This window comes from Bradyrhizobium sp. 2TAF24, assembly GCF_052115025.1.
Taxonomy (GTDB): domain Bacteria; phylum Pseudomonadota; class Alphaproteobacteria; order Rhizobiales; family Xanthobacteraceae; genus Bradyrhizobium_A.
Genome location: NZ_JBFRFW010000038.1, coordinates 18,876 through 29,688 on the forward strand (window position 1 = coordinate 18,876; position 10,813 = coordinate 29,688).

Annotated in this window: 10 protein-coding genes and 1 pseudogene; 9 read left to right on the forward strand and 2 right to left on the reverse strand. The window is 68.0% G+C overall.

From position 1 onward, the window contains the following. The first annotated feature begins 30 nt into the window (after positions 1 to 30). Together AB4Z37_RS32070 and AB4Z37_RS32075 are read left to right on the forward strand one after the other, a co-directional pair. A complete protein-coding gene (locus AB4Z37_RS32070; RefSeq protein WP_441520716.1) occupies positions 31 to 642 on the forward strand; it encodes a hydrolase in 612 nt (203 codons plus the stop codon). Positions 643 to 836: 194 nt separating this feature from the next. Beyond that, positions 837 to 1,628 (forward strand): SDR family NAD(P)-dependent oxidoreductase, encoded by a 792-nt coding sequence (locus AB4Z37_RS32075; RefSeq protein WP_441520717.1) that lies wholly within the window; start codon positions 837 to 839, stop codon positions 1,626 to 1,628. A gap of 128 nt (positions 1,629 to 1,756) precedes the next feature. Here the strand turns inward: AB4Z37_RS32075 and AB4Z37_RS32080 are convergent, their stop codons facing one another. Then, positions 1,757 to 2,665 carry an alpha/beta fold hydrolase gene (locus AB4Z37_RS32080; protein WP_441520718.1) on the reverse strand — a complete coding sequence of 303 codons (909 nt, stop codon included), beginning with the start codon at positions 2,663 to 2,665 and terminating at the stop codon, positions 1,757 to 1,759. Positions 2,666 to 3,247: 582 nt separating this feature from the next. Here AB4Z37_RS32080 and AB4Z37_RS32085 point away from each other — a divergent pair. The 6 genes from AB4Z37_RS32085 to AB4Z37_RS32110 all read left to right on the forward strand — a co-directional run bounded on the left by AB4Z37_RS32085 (position 3,248) and on the right by AB4Z37_RS32110 (position 8,454). Next, positions 3,248 to 3,445: a hypothetical protein gene (locus AB4Z37_RS32085; protein WP_441520719.1), complete on the forward strand. Its 198-nt coding sequence runs from the start codon at positions 3,248 to 3,250 to the stop codon at positions 3,443 to 3,445. A gap of 247 nt (positions 3,446 to 3,692) precedes the next feature. Next, the gene (locus tag AB4Z37_RS32090; protein WP_441520720.1) at positions 3,693 to 5,303 is read left to right on the forward strand and encodes a glycosyltransferase family 39 protein; all 1,611 of its coding nucleotides are present in this window, start codon (positions 3,693 to 3,695) and stop codon (positions 5,301 to 5,303) included. Beyond that, positions 5,300 to 5,686: a hypothetical protein gene (locus tag AB4Z37_RS32095; RefSeq protein ID WP_441520721.1), complete on the forward strand. Its 387-nt coding sequence runs from the start codon at positions 5,300 to 5,302 to the stop codon at positions 5,684 to 5,686. The genes AB4Z37_RS32090 and AB4Z37_RS32095 overlap by 4 nt, the downstream gene beginning before the upstream one ends. Positions 5,687 to 5,863: 177 nt before the next feature. Further along, the gene (locus tag AB4Z37_RS32100) at positions 5,864 to 6,535 is read left to right on the forward strand and encodes a response regulator (RefSeq protein ID WP_441520722.1); all 672 of its coding nucleotides are present in this window, start codon (positions 5,864 to 5,866) and stop codon (positions 6,533 to 6,535) included. A gap of 5 nt (positions 6,536 to 6,540) precedes the next feature. After that, positions 6,541 to 7,983 (forward strand): sensor histidine kinase, encoded by a 1,443-nt coding sequence (locus AB4Z37_RS32105; protein ID WP_441520723.1) that lies wholly within the window; start codon positions 6,541 to 6,543, stop codon positions 7,981 to 7,983. Between the two features lie 138 nt (positions 7,984 to 8,121). After that, entirely contained in the window at positions 8,122 to 8,454 is a 333-nt protein-coding gene (locus AB4Z37_RS32110; protein WP_441520724.1) for a hypothetical protein, read from the forward strand. A gap of 16 nt (positions 8,455 to 8,470) precedes the next feature. Here the strand turns inward: AB4Z37_RS32110 and AB4Z37_RS32115 are convergent, their stop codons facing one another. Continuing rightward, positions 8,471 to 8,695: a hypothetical protein gene (locus tag AB4Z37_RS32115; RefSeq protein WP_441520725.1), complete on the reverse strand. Its 225-nt coding sequence runs from the start codon at positions 8,693 to 8,695 to the stop codon at positions 8,471 to 8,473. A gap of 310 nt (positions 8,696 to 9,005) precedes the next feature. Between AB4Z37_RS32115 and AB4Z37_RS32120 the strand changes: the two are divergent. Beyond that, positions 9,006 to 10,813, forward strand: a pseudogene (locus tag AB4Z37_RS32120) (hypothetical protein); the annotation flags it as partial.

Sequence of the window (10,813 nt, forward strand, 5' to 3'; positions counted from 1 at the left end):
CCAACACATTCTGCCCGAAGGACCATCGCCATGACCTCCTATGCCGCCATCCGAGATCCGATCGCCGACCATTTGCTCACGCCGCAGAACGCCGCCGTTCTGATCATCGACTTTCAACCCGTGCAGGTGAGCTCCATCGCCTCGCGCGACAAGCGCCAGTTGGTTGCCAACATCACGGCGCTGGCGCGCACCGCGAAGCTGTATGGCCTGCCGATCGTGCTTGCGACGGTGAACGTGGCCACGGGACGTAACCAGCCCACGATCCACCAGATCACCGAGGTCCTGGGCGACGTTCCCGTCATCGACCGTACCTCGATCAACGCCTGGGAGGATCGGGATTTCGTGGCCGCAGTGAAGGCGACGGGGCGAAAGAAGCTGATCATGGCGGCGCTGTGGACCGAGGTATGCCTCGTTCATCCCGCGCTGGACGCCATGGCTGATGGCTTCGAGGTCTACCCGGTGGTCGACGCTTGCGGAGGCACGTCGCTCGAAGCGCACAACGCCGCCATCGACCGTCTCGTTCAGGCGGGCGCCAGGCCGACGAGCTGGGTGCAGCTCATTTGCGAGCTGCAACGTGACTGGAATCGCGCGGCCACCGTACCTGGCTTTGCGGAGATCCTCTTTACGATCGAAGGCCATTGAGCCGAGGGCATCGCGATGACGCTGGAGCATTCGACCGGCGCCTTGACCGCGTTTCATGTCGCAATGAGCCTGCTCGCGATGGCGAGCGGCCCGCTGTGGACCTCGACGGCCATCGGCCGATCGGGGCGCGATGCAGGCCGCCCCAGGTTCTGAACCATCCCCGCATCGGCGACCTATAGAGAGGCAGAAGGGTCATGAATCTACAGTTGAACGGCAAACGGGCGTTGGTCACGGGCAGCACCGCGGGAATCGGCTTGGCGATCGCGGAGGCGCTGTCTCGCGAAGGCGCACATGTCATCATCACCGGACGCAAGCCGGAAGCGGTGGCCGCAGTGGTCGACAGGCTGCGCGCGGAGAGCGGGATAGCGGTGCAAGGCTTTGCCGGAGACCTGACAACTGCGGCTGCAGCGGAGGATCTGGCTCGACAGTTCCCCGACGTGGAGATCCTCGTCAACAATCTGGGCATCTTCGAACCCAAAGCATTCGAAGATATCTCCGACGCGGACTGGACACGCTTTTTCGAGGCCAACGTCCTGAGCGGGGTGCGCCTCGCGCGCCTTTATTTGCCGGCGATGCGCCAGGCGGACTGGGGTCGGATCATCTTTATCTCGAGTGAGAGCGCGTTGCAGATTCCCGTGGAGATGATCCATTACGGAACGACCAAGACGGCAGAAATCGCCGTGGCGCGCGGGCTGGCCGAAGCCGTGGCGGGAACAGGGATCACCGTCAACAGTGTATTGCCGGGGCCGACGCGCTCACGGGGGGTGGCGGACTTCGTCGAAGCGCTCGCCGCAAGCGAGGGCAAGTCCTTCGAGGCGTTCGAGACAGAGTTTTTTGAAAAGGTACGGCCGACGTCGATGATCAAGCGTTTCGCCACTCCGGAGGAAGTGGCTTCGTTGGTGGCCTATGTGGCCAGTCCACTTGCCTCCGCCACCACTGGCGCAGCGTTGCGGGTGGACGGTGGAGTCGTGAAAAGCGCGTTCTAAAGCGTTTTCGAGCGGAACGGCCGCTTCGCGCGAAGAAAACGCGTCAGGACAAAACTGGAGCGCGTTCGATTCAATCAGAACGAACGCGCTCTCGTCTGTCCGGCGCCCGCGGCCTTGTGGCGTATCCATCAAAAAAACTTGATCGGCTTCATCTTCGGCGCCGGCACGCCCTTGACGATGTGCGCGACCAGCGCATGCAGCAGCTTGTCGGCGACGCTGCCGCTCTCCGGCAGGCTGTGCGCGAGGCCGTCCAGCACCACAAGCCGCGCGCCGGGAATGGCGCTCGCGGTGGCGATGCCGTGCAGGTAGGGCAGCACGGGATCGGACGAGCCGTGCACCACGAGGCTCGGCATCGCGAGCGCCGCCAGCCGCTCGGTGCGGTCCTGCGAGGCGATGATGGCGAGGTCGTGATGGGCTGCCGCGGCGATGTCGCGGGCGCGATCGAACTGCCGCGCCAGCTCCAGCCGCTCGGCCCTGTCGTTGAGGCTGCCGGCGGTCGCGACGATGCGCCGGTAGCGCAGCATCGCCGCGATCCACTCGTCCCGCCCGACCGGCGGCCGATGTTCGAGCGCGGCCCAGAAGTCCTGCACCACCGGGGCGGCGGCCGGCAGGCCGCCCGAATAGCCGGTCGGCGATGCCGGATCGATCACCGATGTCGTCGACATCAGCGAGGCGAGCGTGCGCACGCGCTGCGGATGGTTGATCGCGATCTCCTGGGCGACCATTGCGCTGCTGGCGCAGCCGACGAGATGTGCACTGGCGATGTCCAGGGCATCGAGCACGCCGACGGCGTCGGCGGCGAGATCGGTCAGCGTATAGGGATGGTGGTCGAAATCGATCGGGCTCGATCGGCCGGTGTCGCGCGCGTCGTAGCGCACCACACGGCATCCGGCTGCGGCCAGCCGCTGGCACAGCCGCGCGGGGCCGCCGACGCCCTGCTGTCCCAGCTCGGCAATCATGAGGACCGCAGGATGATCGGGCTTGCCGAAATCCTCCCAGCAAATGTCGATGCCGTTGGCGCGGGCCATCCGTTCCATCACATTGTCCCTTGTTGTGACGCGACGATGGCGTCGGTGTGCATGCAGCCATGAGTGGGAAGCACTGCTGTCATCGAGGATGTTGCGCCAGCCTTACAGCAAGCTGACGCGGCGCCATGCGCGCGCCGCATCCCGCGTCGCGGCCGCTGCATGCGGTCTCTGCAATAGTCGCATTGAAACATGCAGTTGGCGCGCACGGCCGCGCGCCGCCGCGGCGCGGGTTCCATGATTGCCGGCGCGATCACCACGTCGTGCGCAACGGCATGATCGATCGCGAAGGTAATTCGTTTGTAATGTTGATCGATAGATTGGCGCCAAAATCAGGGCAGGGAGGCCCGCGTGATCAAGTTGATCGTCGGTGCCGCCACAGCCCCGATCGGTGCAGGATTGCTGTCGTTCGCATGCCCGTGCCGTCACACCGGTCGCTTGACCGGATGCATGAACCCGCGGCCATCCGGGTGCCGCTGACGATGGTGCGATGTGAAAGTCAGGACGAGTGTTGAGCGGACACCGGCGCTCCGTTGGCTGCGAGGCGTGGACGTGAGGTGGCGGCTGCGGTGCGCGCCGCGCGCGCGCCGGCGGATGTCGCGGTGGCTGGTCTGGAAAATCCCGCGGCGCTGGATGGCGGCGCTGGTGCTGGTCGCGGTGTTCGCCGCCGTGCTGATCTGGCTTGCACCACGCGCCCAGCCGGCGGTGTTCGTGCGGGCGATCAAGTTCCTTGCAACCCGAAGCACCGGCAGCACGCCGGTGCGCATCGAGGCGCCGGTGTCGCAGCCGTGACGGCGTCGCATCGGCCGCGCGGTGCGTGCGGGCGGCAACGCGCTGCGTCAGACGTAATACGTCGGCAATCGCTTCCGCCGAGAACCGCGGCCGTCTCCGCTCTCAAGAGATTCGGCCCCCAACCGATGGCAAAGCGATGGCAGAACAGATGCAGTCCTCTCAGGTGAATATCTTGTCCGGTCTCGCGCAGGCGGCCCGGCTGCCCTTTCTCGTGCGTCTGCGATCGCCTGTCCCGGCGCAGTGGTCCGTGGCGCGGTCATCGCCGGCGCGGCGCGAGTGGCTGCAGTTGCTGCTGCTTGTCGCGGTTCATGTCGAGCTGTGGTGGCTCGTGGCGCTGCTGGTGCATGCACCGGCGGATATCCAGCCCGACATGGCGGAGGCCTTTGCCTGGGGGCAGGAGCTGCAGTGGGGGTATCACAAGCATCCGCCGTTCTGGGCGTGGCTGGCGCGGGGCTGGTTCGCGCTGTTCCCGGCGGCCGACTGGGCGTTCTTCCTGCTTTCGGTCGTCAACTCCGCCGCGGGCCTCGTCGGGGTCTGGGCCATTGCCGGCCGCTATGTCTCGGGAGAGCGCCGCCTGGCGGCGGTCATGCTGCTGGAGCTGGTCCCGTTCTATCACTTCTTCGCGTTCAATTATAACGCCAACGCCATTCAGCTGTCGCTGTGGCCGTGGACGATCTACGCGTTCCTGGTGTCGTTCGAAACCCGCCGCGTCGCCGCGTCCGTCGGCTTCGGCCTGCTCGCGGCGGCGACCATGCTGTCCAAGTATTTTGGCGGCGTGCTGCTGGCGGGATGCGCGCTGGCCGCGCTCACCGATCCGCGCGCGCGGGACTACTTCAGGAGTCCGGCGCCGTATCTCGGCGCGCTGGCGTTCGGGCTCGCGATGGCGCCGCATGTGATGTGGTTGCTGCAGGCGGCGAGCGGGCCGCTCGACTATCTCGCGAGCAAGACAGCCTATCCGTTCGGCTTCATTCTCGAGCGCGCCGGACATTTTATTGTCGGTTGCCTGCTGCTCAACGGTGCGCTCGCCGTGATGCTGGCCGCCGTCTGGCGGCAGATGCGCCGTGACGGGCCGGCTGTCGCGGCCATCGAGCAGGGCGGCGCCGCGGATCGCTTGCGGGTTCGCCGCCTGATGGTGCTGGTCGTGGCGCCGATCCTGGTCACCGTGGTCGTGGCGCTGGTCGGCAATGTCAGGCTGTCCACCAAGTTCGCCTTGCCGCTGTTCGCGTTGCTGCCGCTGTTATGGATGGTGCTGTACGGCGCGCGGTTCGGCGGCGCGGCGCTGCGCACGGTGATGCTGACCGCGGGGGGCCTGATGTTTGCCGCGCTGCTGCTTGCCGTGCCGGCAGCGGCGCTCAAGTTCAGGTTCGACAAGAGCCACTATGCCGAGCCGCGCGCCATCGTGGCGCGCGAGGTGACGCAGCTGTGGCACGCCGCCATGCGGACGCCGCTGCGGCTCGTCGCCGGCACCGAGGCCTATGCCTTCGCGGCGACGTTCTACAGCGCCGATCATCCCGGCAACTTCACCGATTTTTCTCAGGCCAAGGCGCCATGGGTCGATGACGCAAGGCTCGGCCGTGACGGCCTTGCGATCATCTGCCTGGCGCAGGACGGCGCCTGCCTCGATCGGATATCGGACTTCGAGGCGTTCGACAGCGTGCGGCTGACGCTCGATGGCGTGGCGAAGGATTTCCTCGGCATGCGCGGCGCGGCGTTTTCGTTCGTCGTGCTGCTGGTGCGGCCGGGGCAGGACCTGCGGGCGCCGCGCGATCCGGATTGCGCCGATGGCGTCGGCTGCGATCGCGAGCAAGCGTCGGCCGCGGCGGCGACCGACTCGATGGCTGCGGAGTTTCGTCCATGAGTATGCCGCGCGCGCTGGCGATGTATGTCGATCTGCTGCGCGACGAGGTGGCGTCGGCCGGGGTCAAGCGTGTCAGGGTGCGGCGGGCCCGCATGGCCACCGAGCTGCAGGAATTGCTGTCGCTGGTCGATGTCACCGCCGAGATGACGCGCATCGGCGACACCATCCATGCTGCGTGTGGCGCGCTGTGCGATGCGCTGGAACGTCAAGGTCTGCCCGGCCCGGTCAAGGTCGATCTCGTCCGGGAGGGGCGGCAGCGCGCCCTCGCCGCGATCGACGCGCTGGAGCAGCACTTGCGCTTGGCGCTGCCCAGCGACGAGGCGCGGGCGCTGGGGGTCGCCTGGTGCGGTGACGGCCGCGAGCCCGCATCCGGCCGGACCTGACGTGAATCGCGCCGCGGGGGGCGTCGCGCGGGCCGCGACGCCATTGCCGGCGTGTTGCAAAAGCCTTTCGGCGTCAACGGGTTGACAGGGGGCGCAAATTACTGCCGCAGTCGTAATCCTACGGTAATCTCATCGTAATCATTGGCGTTCGGCATGCCGCCGGCTCAGGAGAATGCAGTGCGAGTTCTGGTCGTGGAGGATGACCCCCAGCTGGGCCCGTGGCTGCGGGATGCGCTGGCGGATGCTTTCGGCTCGTCCGACATGGTCACCACGCTCGACGAGGGGCGGGCGGCGGTGCGGGTGCGCAACTTCGAGCTGGTGGTGATCGATCGCGGGCTGCCTGATGGCGATGGCCTCGCGCTGCTGCCCGACCTGCGGCAGCAGAAGCCGAGCCCGGCGACGGTGGTGCTGACCGCGCTCGACGATCCCATCGACATCGCGCGCGCGCTCGACGACGGCGCGGACGACTACGTCGCCAAGCCGTTCGAACCGATCGAGCTGGTGGCGCGCGCCAAGGCGGTGCTGCGCCGGCTGTTCCTCGATCGCGGCGGCGTCGTCAGCGTCGGCAATCTCAGCTACGACATCATCAACCGCGCGGTGCTGGTCGACGACAACCCGATCATCGTGCCGCGGCGCGAGCTCGCGATCCTCGAGGCCATGGTCCGGCGCACCGGGCGCGTGGTGCTGCGCGAAACGCTCGAGGTCGCGGCCTATGGCTTCGAGGACGAGATCCAGTCCAACGCGATCGAGGCGCATGTCTCGCGGCTGCGCCGCCGGTTGCGCGAAGCCAACTGCAAGGTGGCGATCCGGCCGATCCGGGGCCTTGGTTATCTCTTGAGCGGGGAGTGACGGTCGTGAAGTGGCAGACTCTCAAGCGCACCCATCGCTCCATCACGGTGCTGGCCGCGACGCTGGTCGGCGTCGTCACCACCATCATGCTGATCTGCGCGGCAGCGCTGCTGATCCGCTTCGGCGGCGACGACGACGGCACCTGGGGTGCCACCGATGTCGCCGATGCGCTCAAGCAGGCGGTAGCGCGCGATGCGCAGGGCCGCCTGATCATCAAGCAGACGCCGCGCCTCGACCAGATCGCCCGCGACTTTCCGCATTTCTGGTACGTGGTGTCGGACAAGAGCGGTGAGGTCAGCTACGGTCCGATCCCGCGTTGGCGGCCGCGGAAGCCGACCACGTCGCACGAAGGCACCAGCTTCCTCGCATACGCGGTCGACGGCGAGACGCGCAACCTCAAGAAGATGGCCGCCTTCCGCACCACGCCGGTCGGCGAGGTCTGGATCGAGACCGGCGGCGTCGCCTATACTGCTGCCCAGCTGACGATGGGGGCGCTCACCGACGCGACCATCGTCGCGCTGCCGATCCTGCTCGTGCTCGCCGTCACCGCGTTCACCGCGCTGGTGTTCGTGCCGGCGCTGATCGCGCGTCCGGTGCGCGCCGTCGCCGCCGCCGCCGAAACCATCGATGGCGTGCCCGACGGCCGCCGGCTGCCCGAGGGCGATGCGCCGGCCGAGCTGCTGCCGCTGGTGGCGGCGTTCAACCGAGCGCTGGCGCGCATCGACACGGCGTCGAAGGCGCAGCGCAACTTCCTCTCCAACGCGGCCCATGAGCTGCGCACGCCGCTGACCAATGCGCGCACCACGCTCGAGCAGGTCGCCGATCCGGCGCTGCGCGGCAAGCTGATCGCCGAGAACCAGAAGTTGTCGTCGATCGTCACCATGCTGCTGCAGCTGGCACGCATCTCGATGGAGCCGGCCGAGCTGACGCGGCTCGACCTCGTCGCGCTGGCGCGCAAGGTCACCGCCGAGCATGTGCCGATGGCGCTGCGCAGCGGCGGCGATATCGGCTTCTCGGCGCCGCCCGCCCCGATCTGGGTGCGGGGATCGGAAGCGGCGATCGCGGTGGCGCTGTCCAACCTGATCCGCAACGCCGTGCGCCATGCCGGCAACGCGGGGCCGATCCTGGTCAAGGTCGAGGCGCCGGCGCGTCTTTGCGTGGTCGACACCGGCCCCGGCCTGCAGTTCAGCCAGTCGGGCCTGCTGCTCGAGCCCTACAAGCGCGGCAACACCCGCGCCGACGGCATCGGGCTCGGCCTGTCGATCGTGTCCCAGGTGATGATCACGCACAACGGCAACCTCGCCATCAGCGAGACGCCGGGCGGCGGCACCACGGTCGAGCTGAGCTTTCCGGTCGAGCGCCGTCAAGCCGGCGCTTTCGGCGCCGAGGCCGAGAAAGCCGCCCATGCCGTGCCCCGTGGGCTCGACGGGACCGTTCCGGCGGCCTGACGCGCCATCCGGCCAATGCCCAGCAGACCGGTCGACCCGCGTGTGTCGGTCGTGCATGCGCCAGTGGCGCGTCAGTGTGCGGTAAGCAACGCCTGCGAGGCTTGCCCATCCCAACTGATTCCCCAAAGGCGGACGGACATGGTGAAGGCGAAGCGCGAGCAACAGGCAGTGGCGGACGATCTCAGCGAGGACAAGCAGGCGCCGACCACCACCACCACCTTCACGCTGCCGGCGCAGGCCGCTGCCGTCGATCAGTGGGCCAACATCTTCCACATCCAGACCAACCCGCTCGGCGTGCGCCTGTGGTTCGGGACCACGCGGGGCGACTCCAGCGACACCACCGATATCCGTGCGGCCGTGTTTCTGCCCGGTGACATCGGCCGGCTGTTCCTCGCCCATGCGCGGGCGCTGGCGGAGACGCACAAGATCGTGCTGGACACGGCGGGGCCTGCGGAGCGCAGCCTCAACTGAAGGCCTACCGGCGCGCTCACGCCTCCGGCGGATCGGCTGGCGCGGGATACCGTGCGGCGAGCTGGCGGAGCGACAGCGCGCATTCGTCCGGCGTCAGCCTGCGCGTCGCCAGCACGATGCCCTCGCGGGCTTGCGCCGGCGCATGAAAGGGCTCCTCGCCCCACACCTGCGGCTCGGGCCCATGCGGGCCGCGCACCCAGACGAAGGTGTAGAGGTCGTTCGGCCGGCGGTGCTTCGGCATGGCGAGGGGGCTCCCGCGGGTAGAAACGGGCCGACTATAGCGCGCCGCCGCGGCGGATGCGCGCCCGGCGACCGCACCACGCCGTGAATGATCGGCTGGGTTGCCGCGACCGTCGAGGCCCTGCCGGGGCGCTTGTCAGTGCCGATCGTCCGGCATGCCGTCTTTACATCCATTTACAAGCTGCGACGACGTCTCACGAAGATTTTCACCTGCTGGACGGTAAGCCAGCACGCAGGACTGCGCGCATTGCGAGTCGGCGTTTGGAGATGAGCGGTCGCGCAGGCGCGCCGCAGCGTTGCCGGGGGTGGATATGAACGGTGTGGGAATGCGGCCGACGGGGCCGGTGGTCGGTCAAACCTGTCGTCTTGCCGGCGTCGCGGCTGTTCTGCTGGTCAGCACGGCGCTTACCACGCCCGCACGCGCCGAAGGCGGTCAATCCGGATTGTGGTATGACTTCGGCAGTGGCTTTGTGGCCGACGGCATCGGCGGCATTGACCAGCCCACATCTCGCGGCAACGAAGGTGCGGCGGGCACGGGCTGCTGCAGCGGCGCCGGCGGCGGCGGCGGCGGCGGCGCCGGCACGACCGGCGGCAACGGCGGCGGCACCAGCTTGCTGCCGGGAGGAGCGGGCGGTGCTGCTCCCGGTGCCAATGGCGGCAGTGGTCTGACGGACGCGAATGGTGCCGGCAGTGGCGGCGGCGGCGGCGCGCACGGCTTTGGCGGGAGTGTCCTGCCGTCGGTGGTCGCCAGGGGCGGCGACGGCGGCCGCGGAGGAGATGCGTTCGCGGGGCCAGATGCGGCGCGGCCGACTGCCGGAGGCGGCGGAGCGGGCGGTTATGGCGCGGTCGTGATAGGCGATGGCACGTCTCTGTTTGGCACGCTGTCGGTCAATGTCACGGGCGGCAATGGTGGCGCTGGCGGTGCCGGCTATGGCGGTCAGGCCGCGAGTGGCGGCACGGGTGGCAGCGGCGGCACCGGACTGGACTTTACCCCCAACAATGGCGCCCATGATGCGGCGTTCATGATCAATGGCGCGGTGAGGGGCGGCACTGGTGGTGCCGCAAGTGCTCACGGGCTCGGCGGGAGCGGCGGCATGGGACTGTCGTACTCGGCCAACGGCAGCGGCCGGACGCAGTTCTCGATCAACGGAACGGTGACGGGCGGGACCGGCGGTGCCGCAGGCGCCAATGACTACGGCGGAAGTGGTGGTACCGGGCTGGATGTCCGGAACGCCGCCGCCCAGGAGCAGTTCACGATCAATGTCAATGGTGCCGTCGCCGGTGGCGATGCCGGTCCCGTGGCGGTGAACGGGTATCTCGGCAACGGCGGGGTCGGCCTCGTCGGCAAGAACGTCACTGTGGTGATGGGCGCCGGTGGCAGCATCAGCGGCGGGATCGGGTCGTCCGGGCAGGCGAATGCGATCGAATTCATCTACGGCAGTTTCAACACCCTGGTCTTCACAGGTTCGACCTCGCAGCTGCACGGCGGCATCAGTGTCAACAACATCAACGCGACGTCGACTTTGACTCTTGTCACCGATGTCACCACGTTGGTCGACAACGCCATCAGCGGGAATGGTTCTCTCGGCAAAATGGGGGCGGGGACCATCACGCTGACCGGGGCCAATACCTATTCCGCGGGCACGTATATCGGCCGCGGCACCGTGCAGTTGTCCGGCGCCGGAACGCTGGGAAATGTCGGCAACCAGACGGTCGTTTTCTCTGGAGCGACACTTGATCTCGGCGGCACGACCCAGACGCAGAAATCGGCGTATCTCGCCGGCGGCACGATCATGAACGGCAGCCTGAATGCGCCGATCAGTTCCACCGGCGGCACCATCCAGAACCTCGGCGGCACGGCGAGCCTGACCACCACCAGCGGTGTGACGGCGCTGCAGGGCACGCTCGGCTATTCCGGTGCCACCGTCGTCAATGGCGGCACGCTGGACGTGCAGGGCACGATCACCCATACGGCGTCGGTGACCGTCAATTCCGGCGGCACGCTGATGGGCCGCGGCATCATCGATCCGCCCTTCGTCACCATCAACAGCGGCGCCACCTTCGCGCCGGGGGGCGGTACGCCCGGCAGCTCGACCGGCATCGTCGGCGATCTCGCCCT

Excerpts from the sequence above, each read along its gene's own strand:
- AB4Z37_RS32070 (WP_441520716.1), top strand. The coding sequence starts at position 31 with ATGACCTCCTATGCCGCCATCCGAGATCCGATCGCCGACCATTTGCTC.
- AB4Z37_RS32075 (WP_441520717.1), top strand. The coding sequence starts at position 837 with ATGAATCTACAGTTGAACGGCAAACGGGCGTTGGTCACGGGCAGCACC.
- AB4Z37_RS32080 (WP_441520718.1), bottom strand. The coding sequence starts at position 2,665 with ATGGAACGGATGGCCCGCGCCAACGGCATCGACATTTGCTGGGAGGAT.
- AB4Z37_RS32085 (WP_441520719.1), top strand. The coding sequence starts at position 3,248 with ATGTCGCGGTGGCTGGTCTGGAAAATCCCGCGGCGCTGGATGGCGGCG.
- AB4Z37_RS32095 (WP_441520721.1), top strand. The coding sequence starts at position 5,300 with ATGAGTATGCCGCGCGCGCTGGCGATGTATGTCGATCTGCTGCGCGAC.
- AB4Z37_RS32110 (WP_441520724.1), top strand. The coding sequence starts at position 8,122 with ATGGTGAAGGCGAAGCGCGAGCAACAGGCAGTGGCGGACGATCTCAGC.
- AB4Z37_RS32115 (WP_441520725.1), bottom strand. The coding sequence starts at position 8,695 with ATGCCGAAGCACCGCCGGCCGAACGACCTCTACACCTTCGTCTGGGTG.